The organism is Sulfitobacter sp. NFXS29 (assembly GCF_040148765.1).
Classification (GTDB): domain Bacteria; phylum Pseudomonadota; class Alphaproteobacteria; order Rhodobacterales; family Rhodobacteraceae; genus Sulfitobacter.
Genome location: NZ_JAGDED010000006.1, coordinates 137123 through 153793, shown reverse-complemented (window position 1 = coordinate 153793; position 16671 = coordinate 137123). Strand labels below are relative to the sequence as shown.

General features: G+C 61.2%; 15 protein-coding genes. 9 read left to right on the top strand and 6 right to left on the bottom strand.

Annotated elements, in window-relative coordinates; translation table 11 throughout:
- Positions 1–8 precede the first annotated feature (8 nt).
- Entirely contained in the window at positions 9–1664 is a 1656-nt protein-coding gene (gene ettA, locus J3456_RS11525) for an energy-dependent translational throttle protein EttA (protein ID WP_349580374.1), read from the bottom strand.
- A gap of 356 nt (positions 1665–2020) precedes the next feature.
- Between ettA and J3456_RS11520 the strand changes: the two genes are divergently transcribed.
- The 3 genes from J3456_RS11520 to J3456_RS11510 all read left to right on the top strand — a co-directional run bounded on the left by J3456_RS11520 (position 2021) and on the right by J3456_RS11510 (position 4693).
- Positions 2021–2458: a universal stress protein gene (locus tag J3456_RS11520; RefSeq protein WP_349580373.1), complete on the top strand. Its 438-nt coding sequence runs from the start codon at positions 2021–2023 to the stop codon at positions 2456–2458.
- A gap of 11 nt (positions 2459–2469) precedes the next feature.
- Positions 2470–4017 carry an alanine/glycine:cation symporter family protein gene (locus J3456_RS11515; RefSeq protein WP_349580372.1) on the top strand — a complete coding sequence of 516 codons (1548 nt, stop codon included), beginning with the start codon at positions 2470–2472 and terminating at the stop codon, positions 4015–4017.
- Between the two features lie 82 nt (positions 4018–4099).
- On the top strand, positions 4100–4693 hold the full coding sequence (locus J3456_RS11510; RefSeq protein ID WP_349580371.1) for a nicotinate-nucleotide adenylyltransferase: 594 nt from the start codon (positions 4100–4102) through the stop codon (positions 4691–4693).
- Here J3456_RS11510 and J3456_RS11505 read toward each other — a convergent pair.
- Positions 4685–5518 carry a DMT family transporter gene (locus J3456_RS11505; protein WP_349580370.1) on the bottom strand — a complete coding sequence of 278 codons (834 nt, stop codon included), beginning with the start codon at positions 5516–5518 and terminating at the stop codon, positions 4685–4687. The two genes, J3456_RS11510 and J3456_RS11505, sit on opposite strands and share 9 nt — an antisense overlap.
- Before the next feature lie 100 nt (positions 5519–5618).
- On the opposite strand from J3456_RS11505, the gene dacB reads away from it, so the two are divergent.
- Entirely contained in the window at positions 5619–7214 is a 1596-nt protein-coding gene (gene dacB / locus J3456_RS11500; RefSeq protein ID WP_349580369.1) for a D-alanyl-D-alanine carboxypeptidase/D-alanyl-D-alanine endopeptidase, read from the top strand.
- A 7-nt stretch (positions 7215–7221) separates the two neighbouring features.
- On the opposite strand, the gene J3456_RS11495 is transcribed toward dacB, so the two are convergent.
- On the bottom strand, positions 7222–7644 hold the full coding sequence (locus J3456_RS11495) for a tellurite resistance TerB family protein (RefSeq protein ID WP_259947520.1): 423 nt from the start codon (positions 7642–7644) through the stop codon (positions 7222–7224).
- 122 nt (positions 7645–7766) lie between these two features.
- Between J3456_RS11495 and J3456_RS11490 the strand changes: the two genes are divergently transcribed.
- From J3456_RS11490 to J3456_RS11480, 3 genes are all read left to right on the top strand, one after another.
- Positions 7767–9347 carry a lysine--tRNA ligase gene (locus tag J3456_RS11490; protein WP_349580368.1) on the top strand — a complete coding sequence of 527 codons (1581 nt, stop codon included), beginning with the start codon at positions 7767–7769 and terminating at the stop codon, positions 9345–9347.
- A 73-nt stretch (positions 9348–9420) separates the two neighbouring features.
- Positions 9421–9822 (top strand): DUF4864 domain-containing protein, encoded by a 402-nt coding sequence (locus J3456_RS11485; protein WP_067941556.1) that lies wholly within the window; start codon positions 9421–9423, stop codon positions 9820–9822.
- Positions 9823–9969: 147 nt separating this feature from the next.
- Positions 9970–12258, top strand: coding sequence for a glycosyl hydrolase family 28-related protein (locus J3456_RS11480; protein ID WP_349580367.1), 2289 nt, complete (start codon positions 9970–9972; stop codon positions 12256–12258).
- A gap of 59 nt (positions 12259–12317) precedes the next feature.
- On the opposite strand, the gene J3456_RS11475 is transcribed toward J3456_RS11480, so the two are convergent.
- The gene (locus J3456_RS11475; RefSeq protein WP_349580366.1) at positions 12318–12989 is read right to left on the bottom strand and encodes a hypothetical protein; all 672 of its coding nucleotides are present in this window, start codon (positions 12987–12989) and stop codon (positions 12318–12320) included.
- Positions 12990–13107: 118 nt separating this feature from the next.
- Positions 13108–13293 (bottom strand): PLDc N-terminal domain-containing protein, encoded by a 186-nt coding sequence (locus J3456_RS11470; protein WP_067622028.1) that lies wholly within the window; start codon positions 13291–13293, stop codon positions 13108–13110.
- A gap of 180 nt (positions 13294–13473) precedes the next feature.
- On the opposite strand from J3456_RS11470, the gene J3456_RS11465 reads away from it, so the two are divergent.
- Positions 13474–13830 (top strand): PRC-barrel domain-containing protein, encoded by a 357-nt coding sequence (locus J3456_RS11465; RefSeq protein WP_349580365.1) that lies wholly within the window; start codon positions 13474–13476, stop codon positions 13828–13830.
- A 239-nt stretch (positions 13831–14069) separates the two neighbouring features.
- Positions 14070–14339 (top strand): hypothetical protein, encoded by a 270-nt coding sequence (locus J3456_RS11460; RefSeq protein WP_067622034.1) that lies wholly within the window; start codon positions 14070–14072, stop codon positions 14337–14339.
- A 61-nt stretch (positions 14340–14400) separates the two neighbouring features.
- Here J3456_RS11460 and uvrB read toward each other — a convergent pair whose 3' ends face one another.
- Positions 14401–16605, bottom strand: coding sequence for an excinuclease ABC subunit UvrB (gene uvrB, locus J3456_RS11455; RefSeq protein WP_120350182.1), 2205 nt, complete (start codon positions 16603–16605; stop codon positions 14401–14403).
- Positions 16606–16671 lie beyond the last annotated feature (66 nt).

The window sequence follows — 16671 nt, the reverse complement described above, 5'->3', positions numbered from 1 at the left end:
TAGAACGCTTACCGCGCGAATTTCTTGTGCTTCAGGCGCTTCGGTTCCAGCGCATCGGCACCCAAACGGCGCTTCTTGTCTTCTTCGTAGTCTTCGAAGTTGCCTTCGAACCACTCCACATGCGCTTCGCCTTCAAAGGCAAGGATGTGGGTACAGATACGGTCAAGGAAGAAACGGTCGTGCGAGATGACCACGGCGCAGCCTGCGAAATCGACCAGCGCGTCTTCGAGCGCGCGGAGGGTTTCCACGTCCAGATCGTTGGTCGGTTCATCGAGCAGCAGCACGTTGCCGCCCTCTTTGAGCAGACGCGCCATGTGCACGCGGTTGCGTTCACCGCCCGACAGCAGGCCGACTTTCTTCTGCTGATCGCCGCCCTTGAAGTTGAACGACGAGCAATAGGCGCGGGAGTTCACTTCGGCATCGCCGAGCTTAATCAGTTCCGCCCCGCCGGTGATCGCCTGCCAGACGGTGTCATCGTGGTTCAGGTCATCGCGGGACTGGTCAACATAGGACAGTTCAACCGTGTCGCCGTATTCGATGGTGCCTTCGTCGGGCTTTTCGTGGCCGGTGAGCATCTTGAACAGCGTCGATTTACCCGCGCCGTTGGGGCCGATCACACCAACGATGCCACCCGGCGGCAGCGAGAAGTCGAGCCCGTCGATCAACTGCTTGTCGCCCATGTGTTTCTTCAGGCCCTCGACCTCGATCACCTTGTTGCCAAGGCGCGGGCCGTTGGGGATGACGATCTGGGCGCGGGACAGCTTCTCGCGCTCGGAGGTTTCGGCCATCTCGTTATAGGCCGCGATCCGCGCTTTGGATTTGGCCTGACGGGCTTTGGCACCCTGACGCATCCACTCAAGTTCGCGCTCAAGCGTCTTTTGCTTGGATTTGTCTTCACGGGCCTCTTGGCTCAGGCGCTTGGCCTTTTGCTCTAGCCAATCGGAATAGTTGCCCTCGTAAGGGATGCCGCGGCCGCGGTCCAATTCGAGGATCCAGCTGGTGATGTCATCAAGGAAGTAACGGTCGTGGGTGACGGTCAGGATGGTGCCTTTGTACTCGATCAGGTGCTGTTGCAGCCAGGCGATGGTCTCGGCGTCGAGGTGGTTGGTCGGCTCGTCGAGCAGCAGCATGTCGGGCGCTTCGAGCAGCAGTTTGCACAGCGCCACACGGCGCGCTTCACCGCCCGAGAGGTTTTCGGGCATCGCGTCATCAGGCGGGCAGCGCAGCGCTTCCATCGATACGTCGATCTGGCTGTCGAGATCCCAAAGGTCTTGGGCGTCGATGTCGTCTTGCAGCTTGGCCATCTCTTCAGCGGTCTCGTCGCTGTAGTTCATCGCCAGTTCATTGTAGCGGTCTAAAATGGCCTTTTTCCCGGCCACGCCCTCCATGACGTTTTCGCGCACGGTCTTGGTCGGGTCGAGTTTGGGCTCCTGCGGCAGGTAGCCGACTTTCGCGCCCTCAGCGGCCCATGCTTCGCCAGTGAAATCCTTGTCGAGCCCGGCCATGATCTTGAGCAGGGTGGATTTACCCGCGCCGTTGACGCCGACGACACCGATCTTCACGCCGGGCAGGAAGTTCAGGTGGATGTTTTCGAATGTCTTCTTGCCCCCGGGGTAGGTCTTGGAGACGCCGGACATGTGATAGACGTATTGATAGGCAGCCATTTGGAGAATCCTCGAAACGCGATTTGGGGTTTGCAGTGCAATATCGCCCGGGCAGGGCAAGATCAAACACTCTATCCATCGCAAGGCCGTGGCCCGCTGATGGCTTGCGCGATGTGCCGCACGCGGCTTGGTCAAGGCGGGCGAGGCGGGCTATTGGATGGTTTTACAACGGTTTGGCAGGCGGTCCGTGCAGCTGAAAAGTGAAATCTGGTCGACTTTTCTGCGGTTTTCGCGCTAGGATTTATTCAATCTACGATTGGGCGGCGATTTCCGGCCAACGTGGAGTAGGCAGGCTGCGAGCGGTGCTTTCCCTTCGGGGGGCATCAACTGGCAGTCATAATAACAGGGAAATACTCATGACAAAATCCACCATCGTTGTGGGTCTGGACGGGTCGGAGGCCGGCGCGCGTGCCTTGGCGTTTGCCCAGTCGCAGGCCAAACAGATCGGGGATTGTTCGATCACGGTTTGCTTTGTGATCGAATGGTCGCCTTTCACCTTTCAGACCAAGGAAGAGAACGAGCAGCGCCATATGCGGCGCGAGCAAGAGTTGCAGCGCGCCCATGACGTGGTGCTTGATCCGGCGGTGGCCGAGGCCAAAGCTGCGGGTGTCGAGGTTGAGGGCATCGTGCGGCACGGTGATGTGGCCGATATCCTTGAAGGTGTCGCCAAAAAGCGCGGTGCGATCCAGATCGTTGTTGGCCGCGTCGGTGAGCGCGGGCTCAAGCGGCTCTTTGGTGGGGTGACAGGCCGGTTGGTCGCAGGCTCCAGCGTGCCGGTCACGATCATTCCCTGAAAGGATAAGCCATGAACAAGCTATTTACCTATGTGATGGCCGTTTTTGCGTCATTGCTGCCGAGCCTTGCCGCTGCGCAAGAGGCTGCGGGCATAGACCAGCGTATCAACCAGATTTTCGCAGATTACACCGGTTGGTATGTCTCCTTCATCTTTGCCCCGCTGCCGGGCACGAATTTCTCTTGGATCGCGCTGTGGCTGGTCGTGGGGGCGGTGGTCTTTACCGTCTATTTTGGTGCCATTCAGGTCAAAGGCTTCTGGCATTCGATCCAACTGGTGCGGGGCGATTATTCTGACCCGGATGACGCGGGCGAGGTCAGCCACTTTCAGGCGCTTGCAACCGCGCTGTCGGGCACCGTGGGTCTGGGCAACATCGCGGGCGTGGCCGTGGCTGTCAGCATCGGCGGGCCGGGCGCGACCTTTTGGATGGTGGTTGCGGGCCTCTTCGGCATGGCGACCAAATTCACCGAATGTACGCTGGGCGTGAAATACCGCAATGAATTCCCCGACGGCCATGTCTCGGGCGGGCCGATGTATTACATCGTCAAAGGCTTTGCCGAGCGCGGCCTGCCGCTGGGTGGCTTCATGGCGGTGCTGTTCTCGATCTTCACCATTCTGGGTGCGCTTGGCGGGGGCAATATGTTCCAGGCCAACCAAGCCCATGCGCAGCTTGCGGGCGTGCTGGGGGATTATCCGGGCTGGATCACCGGTGTGATCCTTGCCGGTGTGACCTTTGCCGTGATCGCGGGCGGTCTGAAATCCATCGCACGGGTGACGGAAAAGATCGTGCCCTTCATGGGTGTCTTCTATGTGCTGGTGTCGGTGCTGATCCTTATCATCAACTGGGACATGATCGGCTGGGCATTCGGCCAGATTTTCATGGGCGCCTTTACCGGTCTGGGTGTTGTCGGCGGCTTTACCGGGGCGTTGATCCAAGGCTTCCGTCGGGCGGCCTTCTCCAATGAAGCGGGCATCGGCTCGGCGGCCATCGCCCACTCGGCGGTGCGTACCAAAGAGCCGGTGACCGAGGGCTACGTTGCGCTGTTGGAGCCGTTCATCGACACGGTGGTGATCTGTACCATGACCGCTTTGGTCATCGTGATCAGCGGCGTGCTCAACCAAGACCCCGAAACCGGTCTCTATATCTGGAACGCCGAGGCGGGCCGGATCGCGACCGAGGGTGAAGTAAGCGGCGTGGCGCTGACCTCGGCTGCCTATGCGCGGGCCTTCTCGTGGTTCCCGGTGCTGCTGATGGTTGCGGTGGTGCTCTTTGCCTTCTCAACCATGATCAGCTGGTCTTACTATGGCCTGAAGGCATGGACCTATCTGTTTGGCGAGGGAGCGGTGAAGGAGCTCGTCTTCAAGGTGATCTTCTGCGTCTTCATCGTGATCGGTGCGGCGGCGAGCCTTGGGCCGGTGATCGACTTTAGCGATGCGATGCTCTTCTCCATGGCGATCGTGAACATCATCGCGCTCTACTTCCTGATGCCGATCGTGAAGCGCGAGTTGAACAGCTATGTTGCGCGGCTGCGTTCGGGCGAGATCGTGAAGCACAAGTAAGCGCCTTGCATTGACAAAGGGCAGCAATGCCCCTCCTTTGGCCCCTGATTTCCGATCGGGGGCCATTTTCTTGCGCAATACCATGCCATTCGCCACAAGTGGCCAAGTCATCGGCCTGCTGGGCGGGTCGTTTGACCCGGCGCATGAGGGGCATGCGCATATCACCCGCGAGGCGTTGAAACGGTTCGGGCTGGACCGCGTCTGGTGGCTGCTCAGCCCCGGCAATCCACTGAAAGAACACGGGCCAGCGCCCATGGCGCAGCGCAAAGCGCGGGCGCAGGCGGTGATGGATCACCCGAGGGTTGAGATTACGGACATCGAGGCGCAGCTTGGCACCCGCTACACGGCTCAGACGCTTGCGGCCCTTCGGAGGCACTACCCCGGTGTGCGGTTCGTCTGGCTGATGGGGGCCGACAACCTTGCGCAGTTCCACCTGTGGCAAGATTGGCGGCAGATTATGGAGACGGTGCCGGTGGGCGTGCTGGCCCGGCCCGGCCAACGTATCTCGGCCCGGATGAGCCGGGCGGCGAGGCTTTATGCGCCCTACCGGATCGCGGGGCGGAACAGCCAGCTCTTGGGCTATGCCACAGCGCCTGCGTGGTGTTTTGTAAATGTGCCGATGGTCGATGTGTCGTCCACCGCGTTGCGCGCTGCCGGGGGCTGGCGCTCAGCGTAGCCGTGCCGAGGTGATGCCGGCGGTGATGATGACGGCAAGACCCGCCCATGTCAGCGCATCGGGCAGGGTGCTGAACAGGAAGAGCCCCAGCAGCACCGCCGCGATCAGTTGGAAATAGACCAAAGGTGCCAGTCGTGTGGCGGGGGCACGGCGATAGGCGTAGAGCAGCAGCAGATTGCCCAACATCGAAAACAGCGCGCTTGCGGTCGCCAATCCGGCGACGGGCAGGGTGGCTTGCGGCAGGTTCATCAGGCCCAAGGGCAGCAGCATCACCGCACTCATTGCCAGTTGGGTAAAGGTCAGCGCGAGGGGTGGGGCGAGATCAGACAGCCAACGCGACAAGGTTAGGAAAACCCCGTAGAACAGCCCCGCGGCCACGGCGAACAGCAGCCCCGGCCCGCCGGTGCCGCCGCCCAGCCCCGGACGCACCACCAGCAGCACACCGCAAAAGCCCAGCAGGATCAGCGCGCTGCGCAGCAGGCTGATGCGTTCGCGCAGGAAAATCGCGGCCAAAAGGTAGCTGACCATCGGCCCGATAAAGAAGGCGGCAAAGACATTGGCAATCGCCTCTGTCTGGAGCGCGGTTTGAATGCAGGTGATGCCCAAGGCCAGCGTCGCGGCCCGCAGCCAAAGCCGCCAGTCGCGCATCAGCCCCCAAGTGCCGCGCGGCAGGAACGGCAGCACCATCAGCGCGCCGATGGCAAAGCGCGACCATGCCACGAAAACCGGCGCGACGCCCATGCCCGAGGTCAAAATCTTGCCCGCACTATCCCCTGCGGGGATCAGTGACATGGCGATAAACATGATCGGAATAGCGCGTTGCATAACGTCGGGTTAGCAGGTCGGCGGTTTTGTGCAACCGCGAAAGGGGGGCGCGTGTCAGACAGGTTGTGGCCGAACGCCGCATGGGGTTTATATCAAGCCCATGAGCCAGAGTTTTACACGACGCATTTTCCTTGGAACGGCCGCTGCTGCGATGGTGGCGGCCTCTGCTTGGGCCGAGTCCCCGACCACTTCGTTGCGCCCCCTGGGGCGTGATGACGACCTGTATAAACAGGTCATTCCAAACGTTTCCGAGATCATCGCAGACAGCGGGATCAGCGGCACTGTCGCCTTTGCCGTGGTCGATGTCGAAAGCGGAATCTGGCTGGAGGCGTCCAACGCCACCGATGGCATCCCGCCCGCCAGCAGCATCAAGGCGATCACCGCGCTTTATGCGCTGGATCAACTGGGCCCTGATCACGTTTTCGAGACGCGGTTGCTGGCGACCGGCGGTGTGGTCAACGGCGAGGTGCAGGGCGATCTGATCCTCGTTGGCGGGGGTGACCCGACGCTCGACAGCGACGATCTGGGACAGATGGCCGAAGAGTTGAAAGAGGCGGGCATCATTGGCGTAAAGGGCACGTTCAAGGTCTATGAGGGCGCATTTCCCGCGACCTTTGCGATTGATCCCGAACAGCCCGACCACGTGGGCTATAACCCCGGCGTTTCGGGCATCGCGCTGAATTACAACCGTGTGCATTTCGAATGGAAACGCAGTGGCGGTGGTTATGACGTGACGATGGAGGGCCGCGCGGGGCGTTATGCGCCTGCGGTGCGCGCCGCGACGATGGAAGTCGTCGATCGAAGCGGACCGGTTTACACCTATGAGAACAAACCCGACCGCGATGTCTGGACCGTGGCAAAGAGCGCCTTGGGCTCGGGCGGCGCGCGTTGGCTGCCGATCCGGCGGCCCGGCGTCTATGCGGGTGATATCTTCGCGACGATTGCCCGCAGCCACGGCATCAAGTTGGGCGATGCGGAACTGGCCGAAGCGCTGCCCGAAGGGGAGACCCTCGTCACCCATCGCAGTGCCAAGTTGCGGCCGATCCTGAAGGATATGCTGGAATATTCCACCAACCTCACGGCAGAGATGGTCGGCTTGGCCGCCAGCGCCAAACGGCTGGGGACGGTGCCCAGCCTGCGGGCCTCGGCGGCGGAGATGAACAAATGGGCGGTCGAGGAGCTGGGCATGGAAAGACCGGCGATGATCGACCACTCGGGCCTTGGCGATGACAGCAAGATGACCGTGCATGACATGGCCGGGGGGCTGGCGCGCATTCACGGCACCGGGCTGCGGCCTATTCTGAAGCCGGTCTATCTGCGCGATGACCGGGGCCGTCCAGAGCGGGACAATCCGATCAAGATCGACGCGAAAACCGGGACGCTGAACTTTGTCTCGGCGCTGGCCGGGTTTTTGACCACGCCCGAAGATCGGGTGCTGGCCTTTGCGATCTTGACCGCGAACACCGATGAACGCGCCAAGATCAGCCGGGCGGAACGGGAGCGTCCGCCGGGGGCGCGGACGTGGAACGGGCGGGCCAAACGTGTGCAGCGTGGCCTGCTGGAGCGTTGGGGGCTTTTGTATAACGTGGCCGTAAAACCCGAGCCGGAAGCCGCAGCCGAGCCTGAAACGCAGACGGCCCCCGAGCCTGACGCCGAGGGCGAGGCAGAGCCGGAAGCCGTACTGGAAGAGTCCTAACCCGCGCTTAGGTTAGATGCCGCGCCCGCGCGCCGCGCTCAATCGCGGCGGCGTGGAGTCGGTCGATGTTGAGTTCATAGCGGATCTCTTCCAGCAGGCGCAGTTCGGCTTCGTCGAGCGTGCCATCGGCGGCGGCCACGTCGCAGGCCAGGGCATAGCCGGTCTCATTCAAGCGCTCGGGCAGGGCTTCGCGGATCAGGCCAAAAAGGGCATCCAGCCCGTCTTCCTGCTCGAACAGGTCAAAGACCGTCTTGCTGATCGTCGCGACGCGGTCGTTGTCGTAGCCCGAGAACACCGGCAGCAGGTTCAGCGCGGATTCGATTTTCACCAGTTCGGCGGTACGAATGTCTTCGTCCGAGGCCGAGACCGCGATCATCAGCGCGACAAGGCTGTCTTGGGCGCTGAGCGAGAGGGAAGATGTGTCGGGCATCGCGGTATCCTTTGCACAGGTATGTTGCGGTGCAGAATATTGACCCTGAGGGTGCGAAGCAATAGGAACGGGCGACCCCGTGCGCATTGGGCGCAGGGGCGCCAAAAGATGGATGATCTAACATGTCCGAGACCCGAGACGCGGCACTTAGCAGCAAAGCATGGCCCTTTGAAGAAGCGCGCCGGGTGCTCAAACGTTATGCCAAGAAACTGCCAGAGAAGGGCTATGTGCTGTTCGAGACGGGCTATGGCCCTTCCGGCTTGCCGCATATCGGGACCTTTGGTGAGGTGCTGCGCACCACGATGATCAAGCGCGCCTTTGAAGAGATCAGCGATATTCCCACCAAGCTGGTATGTTTCTCGGACGATCTGGATGGCATGCGCAAAGTGCCCGGCAACGTGCCGCAGCAGGACATGCTGAAAGAGCACATGCACAAGCCGCTGACCGTGGTGCCGGACCCGTTCGGCACGCATGAGAGCTTTGGCCACCACAACAATGCCATGCTGCGCCGGTTCCTCGATACCTTTGGGTTCGAGTATGAGTTTTATTCCGCGCGTGAGTTCTATCGTTCTGGTCAATTCGATGAGGTGCTGCTGCGCGCCTGCGAAAAGTATGATGAGATCATGGCGGTGATGCTGAAGTCGCTGCGCGAGGAGCGTCGCCAGACCTATTCGATCTTTCTGCCGATCCACCCCGAGACGGGCCGCGTGCTTTATGTGCCGATGAAAGAGGTCAACGCCAAGGACGGCACGATCACCTTCGACGACGAAGACGGCACCGAGATGATCCTGCCGGTGACAGGCGGCAATGTGAAGCTGCAATGGAAGCCCGATTTCGGCGCACGTTGGGCCGCTCTGGATGTCGACTTTGAGATGTACGGCAAGGAACACGCGACCAATACCGCGATCTATGACCGCATCTGTGAGATCCTCGGCGGCAAGAAGCCCGAGCATTTCAGTTATGAGCTGTTCCTTGATGAGAACGGTCAGAAGATCTCAAAATCCTCTGGCAACGGCATTTCGATCGACCAGTGGCTGACCTATGCGAGCACTGAGAGCCTGTCGTATTTCATGTTCCAAAAGCCCAAAACGGCCAAGCGCATGTATTTCGACGTGATCCCCAAGGCGGTGGACGAATACCACCAGCAGCTGCGGGCCTATGAGACGCAGGACACCAAGGCGCGGCTCAACAACCCGGTTTGGCATATCCATGGCGGCGATGTGCCCCAGTCGGATATGGTGGTGCCCTTCTCGATGCTGCTGAACCTTGCGAGCGTGTCGAGCGCCGAGGACAAGTCGCAGCTTTGGGGCTTTATCCAGCGCTATGCGCCTGAGGCCACGCCGGAAAACAACCCCGGAATGGATCAGGCGGCGGGCCATGCGGTGCGCTATTTCAATGACTTCGTCAAACCGACGAAAGTGTTCCGCGCGCCGAGCGATCTGGAGCGCGAAGCGATGGAAGACCTGCGCGAGCGGCTGAAGGTTTGGGACAGTGGTCTGGATGCCGAGGCGTTGCAGAGCATGGTTTTTGCCGTCGGCAAAGAGCGTTTCGACCCGCTGCGCGACTGGTTCACGGCGCTTTACGAAGTGCTGCTGGGGGCCAGCCAAGGGCCGCGATTTGGTGGGTTTATCGCGCTTTACGGCGTGGATGAGACCGTGGCGCTGATCGACGCAGCCCTAGAAGGCAAGCTGACCAACACGTGAAACTTTTGCCTCTGCCCCTGCGTGACTTAGATCATTCAATATGGGCAAAGGGGGAAAGGCGATGCGTAAAGGGATGTTCACATTTTTCGGAGGGCTGGTGCTGTCGGCCCTCCTGAGCTTTGGTGCTATGGCGCAGCAGGCCGAGATCGAAGAGACGATCAACAGCCAATTCGACGCCTTTCGCGCGGATGACTTTGCCGCGGCCCTCGAATTCGCCACGCCGAATTTGCAGCGCTTTTTCCAGACCCCCGAGAACTTTCGCAGCATGGTAAGCAACGGCTATCCCATGGTGCAGAACCCTGCCGAGGTGCGGTTTCTTGACCGTCGCGCGGATGGGTCGCGCTTTTATCAGGTGGTGCAGGTTGTCGACCCCAAGGGGTTCACCCATTTGCTGGGCTATCTGATGGAGCAGACGGACGCAGGCTGGCGCATTGGAGGGGTGCAGATCCTCGACGCGCCGGGGGCGAACGTCTGAGCGCTGTTGCGCGGTGCCCGCACTGCGGGCCAAGCGGCGATTAACTCATCGTTGATACTTCCCTGACCTCGCGGTTCGGCCTGTCCGAGCCAGAGCAGTTGAGCGGCGCGCCCCGGTGGGAGGTGCGGACCGGGGAAAGGAAAAGCGATGAATAAGGCGATTACCGACGGCGTGGTGCTGATGCCGACACCCTTTGCGGCGGGTCTGGATGTCTGGTCAAGCGGCGATGGCACGCCGGGGTCAGACACCTATGAGAACGCGGCAAATGCGGCCTTTGTCCCGGCAGATCAGGATTTCGGCGGGGCGCTGGAATTGCTGAAGACCCAAAGCACCCAACAATTGCGCTACATGGGACAAACCACGCTGCTGCCGGGGTGTTACCTACGGGTGACGGCGCGGGTGAAGGCGATCAGTGGCAATCTGCCAACGGTGCGTATCGCGGGATACCCGGCGCAATCGGGCGGGGGCCGGGTGAGCGGTGTGACGGAAGCTGGCCCCGCGGAGACGCTTACAACCTATGGCGAGGTGGTCGAGGTGAGCGCGATCATCGGCAGCGGCGACCGGGGCGGCGTCGACATGGTTTGGGGCACCGGGGCCGTCTATGGCCATTTCGGGCTGGACCTGACCGGGCCGACCGGTGGCGTGGTTCGGATCGACGATATTGAGATCGAAGATGTCACCTCGGTTTTCCTGCGGGACATGTTGGCGCAGGTCGATGTGCGCGACTTTGGCGCGGTGGGCAATGGGGTGAGCGATGACACCGCCGCCTTTGAGGCCGCCAATGCTGCCGCCGACGGGCGCACGGTCTTGGTGCCTGCGGGGAATTATCTGCTGAACGGGGATGTCACCTTTGACACGCCGGTCAAGTTTGAGGGCCATGTCACCATGCCGGTGGGGGCCGTTCTGCTGCTGCGCCGCAACTTTGACCTGCCCAGCTATATCGAAGCCTTCGAAAACGAAGAGACCGCTTTTCTCAAAGCGTTTCAGGCGCTTCTGAACAACGCGGATCACGACTCTCTCGACATGGGCGGGCGCAAGGTGAATGTGACCGGTCCGCTGGATATGCAGGCGGCGGTGCCGGACAAAACCAGCTATGCCACGCGCCGGGTGATCCGCAATGGCCAGCTTGAGGCGGCGTCGAGCAGCAATTGGGACACGGTGGTGGTGACCTCGCAGGCGCGCTACGCCGCCTCGGACGCGCGCAAGCTGACAAATGTGACCAATATTGCCAATGTGCCCGTCGGTGCGCTGGTTGAAGGCACCGGGGTGGGGCGCGAGATCTATGTGCGCTCCAAAAACGTCGCCACGCAGGAGATCACCCTTAATGCGCCGCTCTACGATGCGGAGGGGACGCAGAATTTCACCTTCCGCAAGTTCCAGCACATGGTGGATTTCAGCGGCTTCGCCTCGCTGTCGAAGTTCGTGATGGCCGACATCGAATTCCAGTGCAACAACCGCTGTAGCGCGATCAACCTTGCGCCTGCGGGGCTGATCTTTCACCTGCGCGACTGTTTCGTCAGCCGCCCCAAGGACCGCGGTGTCACGTCGATCGGCGGGGGCTGTCAGGGCATGTTGATCGACCGCTGCCAGTTCCTGTCGGCGGAGGATGCGCTGACCGTACCGAACCGGACCTCTATCGCACTCAACACCAACGCCAACGACGTGAAGCTGCGCGACTGCCGCGCCACCAAGTTCCGCCATTTCGCGCTGCTGGCGGGGGGCAACAGCATCGTGACGGGCAATCACTTCTTTCAAGGGGATGAGGTCGACAACGGTGTGCGCTCGGCGGGGCTTATCCTTGCCTCGGCGCATACCAGCGCGGTGGTGACGGGCAATTACGTCGACAACTGCTTTATCGAATGGACGAATGAGCAGGACCCGACCCCCGCCTTCACTTCGGGCTATTCGTTCAGTGCACTCAGCATCAGCGACAATATCTTTCTATCGGGCGAGGTGGCGCCTTGGTTCAGCTATATCGTGGTAAAACCGCATGGCGCGGGGCATTTCCTGAGCGGGGTGGCGATCACCGGCAACCGTTTCCGCAGCCTGAACGGCAGCATCGACCGGGCGGAGCGGGTGGATACGACCTTTGCCGACCTTGATCTGTCGCGCTGCAAGAACGTGGTGATGAAGGGTAATTCTTTCCATGCGGTGACCACGCAGGTGGAGAATATGGCCGAGATTGAGTTCACGCAGTCCACGCCGTCAGAGACTTGGGTGATCGATACGGCGGGCCATCTGCCTTTCGAGGGGCAGGCGCTGAACAGCGATGCGCTGGTGGCTCATGGTGCGATCCGCAACGGCAACAACGTGGCGCAGTTCGATATGCCTTACGTGACACATGCCGAAGGGCCGGATCGGGATCAGCTTCATGTGGTCTGGCCGACGCCGGTGAAGGGGAAGGTCTCGGTGATGGTGCGGATGGACAACCGTTGATCCCGGCGGCTTGCTGAACCTCTGAAGGGCCCTGCCGGAGATCGGCGCGGCCTTTTTTGTCAGAACTCCCGCCAGAGGCTGAGGGTGAGGGCGGTATTTTCGGGCGCGTCGATTGGAATTTCGCTGCCCAATTGCAGGCGGTACTTGCTGAAGCTGGGCGACAGGACGATGGACGGCGCGAATTTGGCGTAGGTTTCGCCCCCGGTGTAGGTCAGAAAGACCTGCGCCATGCCGGTGGTCACCGGAGTAAAGTCCAGCCCGGCGGTGCTGTCGATCTTGATGACCTCTTGCGAAAACCCAAACTCCCACCTTGCCGAAGTATCGACGGTCAGCCAGCCGTTTCGCCCGCTCAAGGTAAAGCCGCGGCCCCAAGATAGCCCCGCCCTGAGGTGGGAAGAGATCAGATCCCCCGACCAGCTTGCTCCGGCGCCGATGTCATAGGCCCAACGCCCCAATTCGGTCGGCTCTCCCAAGGGAAGACGCAGGAAAACGGTGGCATGGCCGCTTTGCTGGCCAAAGCGGCTTTGGGCGGTGTTCAGGTCGAAGCCGAGGGTTAGGGTCTCGCGCAGCCCGTATTCGATATAGGTGCTTTGGCTGAGGTCGTAGAAATAGGTCGCCGAGAAGGAGCTTGAGATAAAGGTCGTGCCCTCTTCGCGCAGCCATGGTCCGGCCGGGGCGGCGACGGGGCTTAGCTGGCAGGCCAGCAGGGTGAGGCAAAAGGCAGATCGCATGGCAGGCTCCTGCGGCGATCTTGGTTAATAGCGGTTAACAAATCGTTGCTTCGGACGGTCGAACGTAAAAACCCGGCGCCAAGGGCACCGGGTTTCGGGGTCGTCTATGTCAGGGCTGTTACACGTGAGCTTTGTTGCCACGTGGGCCTGCGATCAGCCAGACGATGAAGCCGAGTACAGGCAGGATGATGATGCCCAACACCCAAGCGATTTTGGCAGCGCCCGAGGCGTTTGAGGTGATGACCTGATAGATGGCGTAGATGTCGGCGATGAGGACGATGAGCCCTAAAAGTCCATATTCCATTGTTTGATCCCTCTCGAATGCGTGTGTTTCTATTGAGTGATCAACCCAAGCGCGGGCCAAATTGTTCCCGAACCGCGCCGCGCGGAAGTGAGCCGATCTTTGCCAGCCCGCCCGCATGACGGGAACCGGCGCCGCCCGCCTTGGGTTTTGTCGTTACAGCAATCATGAGAGGAACAGGCCATGACTGACACAACAGCACCCGCATCGCTGGTTTCTTCGGACAATGTGAACGGCACTGCCGTTTTCAGCGCGGATGGGACCGAAATCGGCCATATCGACCACCTGATGATCGACAAGAAATCCGGCAAGGTTGCCTATGCCGTGATGGGTTTCGGTGGTTTTCTTGGCATCGGAGAAGAGCATTACCCCGTGCCTTGGAACGCGCTGGACTATGACCCAGCCCGCGACGGTTTCAGGACAAACATCGACGAGACCACGGTCAAAGGTGCGCCGGAACGGACCGAACAGTGGCACAGCGACCGCGCGTGGCAAGAGCGCACGTTTGACCACTATGGCGTGCCTTACTACTGGATTTGATCGGTATTCCCGACTGACATGGGGGAGGCGGCATCGCCTCCCTTTTTTTGTGGGGGCGTTATTCAGCGCAGCCCATTGTTTTCGCGGCGCGGATCGGGTCTCATGCCGGGACGGCGGGTTTGGCCGTGACTGGAAAGGGAATTCTCGATGCGCCGATTGATCGCTTTTAGCCTGCTGCTGACCCTCGCGGGGTGCGGCGTGCCATTCGTACCATTCATCTGATGTAGGAGATCCGTTCGATGGAAGCCTTTCTTGATACGCTCGGCGCGGTGGCGCTGATCGCACTTGTGGTCGTCGGGCTTGCCGCCGGGGCGATTGCTGGCGCCGTGGCAGGCCGGAACCGACTTCTGTACCTCATTCTGGGGGTTGTGGGCGCCGTCGCGCTGCCCTTTATCCTTGCCGCGCTTGGGGTCACGGTGGTGGCGGCGGGGGGCTTGCTTTTGCTGCTGGTCGTGGCGGCGATTGGCGCGGCACTGGTGCTGGCCTTGGTGGCGGCACTTCGACGGTAGCTTGGCCGCTCTGACATTCTGATCCTGCGTATGGGCCACCCCATGGGGCGGCCCTTTTGCGTTACCGTTTGCGGCGCTTGACGTTGCCGCCCCGCATTCCGCCACGGCCAGAGGTGCTGCGCCCCGAGGCTTGCTGGGCCGCATCGACGGCGCGGTCCACCGCCTGCTGCCGGGCCATCGGGTCATCGGCCACGGCCAAATCCACTGCTTCAAGCCGTTTGACCTCATCGCGCAGCCTTGCGGCCTCTTCGAACTCAAGGTTCTCGGCCGCTTTGCGCATGTCGGTGCGCAGCCCGTCGAGCACGGTTTGAAGGTTGCCGCCCGCCAAGGGGTTGTCGACTTTGGCGGTGACGCGGTTCATGTCCACATCGCCTTTGTAGAGCCCGGCAAGGATGTCTTCGACGTTCTTCTTGACCGTGGCCGGGGTGATGCCGTGTTCTTCGTTATAGGCGATCTGCTTGACGCGGCGGCGCTCGGTCTCGCCCATGGCGCGTTCCATCGAACCGGTGATGCGGTCGGCATACATGATGACCCGGCCTTCGGCGTTTCGCGCGGCCCGGCCAATGGTTTGAATCAATGAGGTTTCCGAGCGCAGGAAGCCTTCTTTGTCCGCATCGAGAATGGCCACCAATCCGCATTCGGGAATGTCGAGCCCCTCACGCAGCAGGTTGATCCCGATCAGCACATCAAAAGCCCCGAGCCGCAGATCGCGCAGAATTTCGATCCTCTCGATCGTGTCGATGTCGGAGTGCATGTAGCGCACGCGGATGCCCTGTTCGTGCATATATTCGGTGAGGTCTTCGGCCATGCGTTTGGTCAGCACGGTGCAGAGTGTGCGGTAGCCATCGGCGGCGACTTTGCGCACCTCATCTAGCAGATCATCGACCTGCATTTCGACGGGCCGGATCTCGACTTGGGGGTCCAGCAGGCCGGTGGGGCGGATCACCTGTTCGGTAAACACACCGCCGGTCTGCTCAATCTCCCATGCCGCGGGCGTGGCCGAGACAAAGACCGACTGCGGGCGCATGGCGTCCCATTCCTCGAACTTCAACGGGCGGTTGTCCATGCAGGACGGCAGACGGAAGCCGTGTTCGGCCAGCGTGAATTTGCGCCGATAGTCGCCTTTGTACATGCCACCGATCTGCGGGACCGAAACGTGGCTCTCATCGGCAAAGACGATGGCGCTGTCGGGGATGAATTCGAACAGGGTGGGGGGCGGCTCACCCGGCGCGCGGCCCGTCAGATAGCGCGAATAGTTCTCGATCCCGTTGCAGACGCCGGTGGCCTCTAGCATCTCAATGTCGAAATTGGTGCGCTGTTCCAGCCGCTGCGCTTCCAGCAGCTTGCCATCGGCAACGAGTTGGTCGAGCCGGGTGCGCAGCTCTTTCTTGATGCCGATGATGGCTTGGGACATCGTCGGTTTCGGCGTCACGTAGTGGCTGTTGGCGTAGACGCGGATCTGGTCGAACGTGTCCGTCTTCTCGCCCGTCAGCGGGTCGAACTCGGTGATGCTTTCCAGTTCCTCGCCAAAGAAGCTGAGCCGCCATGCGCGGTCATCAAGGTGAGCGGGGAAGATTTCAAGGCTATCACCGCGCACACGGAAAGAGCCGCGCTGAAAGGCTGCATCGTTGCGCTTGTACTGCTGGGCGACCAGATCGGCGATCACCTTGCGCTGGTCGTACATGCCGCCCGCTTTCAAGTCTTGCGTCATCGCGCCGTAGGTCTCGACGCTACCGATGCCGTAGATGCAGGAAACCGAGGCCACGATGATCACGTCGTCACGCTCCAACAGCGCGCGGGTGGCGGAGTGGCGCATCCGGTCGATCTGTTCGTTAATCTGGCTCTCTTTCTCGATGAAGGTATCAGACCGCGCGACATAGGCTTCGGGCTGGTAGTAGTCGTAGTATGAGACGAAATATTCCACCGCGTTGTCGGGGAAGAAGCCTTTGAATTCGCCGTAAAGCTGCGCCGCCAGCGTCTTGTTGGGCGCAAGGATGATCGCCGGGCGCTGCGTTTCCTCGATCACCTTGGCCATGGTGAAGGTCTTGCCCGTGCCGGTCGCGCCCAGAAGCACCTGATCGCGCTCGCCCGAGTTCACCCCTTCGGTCAATTCCTTGATCGCGGTGGGCTGGTCGCCCGCCGGAGCGAACTCGGTCACCAGCTTGAACTTATGGCCGCCCTCCAGCTTTGGGCGGCTGCGCACGTCTGGCGCGGGGTTTGCCAGCATCGGCATCCCCTCGGATTTGTCGGAATGGGCATAGGGCATCGCGGGTATCCTTCGTCAAGCTTCCCATAGGTGCCCTCTTTCACGCGGGGTTCAAGGGGCAGGGGG

Excerpts from the sequence above, each read along its gene's own strand:
- J3456_RS11515 (WP_349580372.1), top strand. The coding sequence starts at position 2,470 with ATGAACAAGCTATTTACCTATGTGATGGCCGTTTTTGCGTCATTGCTG.
- uvrB (WP_120350182.1), bottom strand. The coding sequence starts at position 16,605 with ATGCCCTATGCCCATTCCGACAAATCCGAGGGGATGCCGATGCTGGCA.
- J3456_RS11490 (WP_349580368.1), top strand. The coding sequence starts at position 7,767 with ATGTCCGAGACCCGAGACGCGGCACTTAGCAGCAAAGCATGGCCCTTT.
- J3456_RS11475 (WP_349580366.1), bottom strand. The coding sequence starts at position 12,989 with ATGCGATCTGCCTTTTGCCTCACCCTGCTGGCCTGCCAGCTAAGCCCC.
- J3456_RS11505 (WP_349580370.1), bottom strand. The coding sequence starts at position 5,518 with ATGCAACGCGCTATTCCGATCATGTTTATCGCCATGTCACTGATCCCC.
- J3456_RS11480 (WP_349580367.1), top strand. The coding sequence starts at position 9,970 with ATGAATAAGGCGATTACCGACGGCGTGGTGCTGATGCCGACACCCTTT.
- J3456_RS11470 (WP_067622028.1), bottom strand. The coding sequence starts at position 13,293 with ATGGAATATGGACTTTTAGGGCTCATCGTCCTCATCGCCGACATCTAC.
- dacB (WP_349580369.1), top strand. The coding sequence starts at position 5,619 with ATGAGCCAGAGTTTTACACGACGCATTTTCCTTGGAACGGCCGCTGCT.
- J3456_RS11485 (WP_067941556.1), top strand. The coding sequence starts at position 9,421 with ATGTTCACATTTTTCGGAGGGCTGGTGCTGTCGGCCCTCCTGAGCTTT.
- ettA (WP_349580374.1), bottom strand. The coding sequence starts at position 1,664 with ATGGCTGCCTATCAATACGTCTATCACATGTCCGGCGTCTCCAAGACC.
- J3456_RS11460 (WP_067622034.1), top strand. The coding sequence starts at position 14,070 with ATGGAAGCCTTTCTTGATACGCTCGGCGCGGTGGCGCTGATCGCACTT.
- J3456_RS11510 (WP_349580371.1), top strand. The coding sequence starts at position 4,100 with ATGCCATTCGCCACAAGTGGCCAAGTCATCGGCCTGCTGGGCGGGTCG.
- J3456_RS11465 (WP_349580365.1), top strand. The coding sequence starts at position 13,474 with ATGACTGACACAACAGCACCCGCATCGCTGGTTTCTTCGGACAATGTG.
- J3456_RS11495 (WP_259947520.1), bottom strand. The coding sequence starts at position 7,644 with ATGCCCGACACATCTTCCCTCTCGCTCAGCGCCCAAGACAGCCTTGTC.
- J3456_RS11520 (WP_349580373.1), top strand. The coding sequence starts at position 2,021 with ATGACAAAATCCACCATCGTTGTGGGTCTGGACGGGTCGGAGGCCGGC.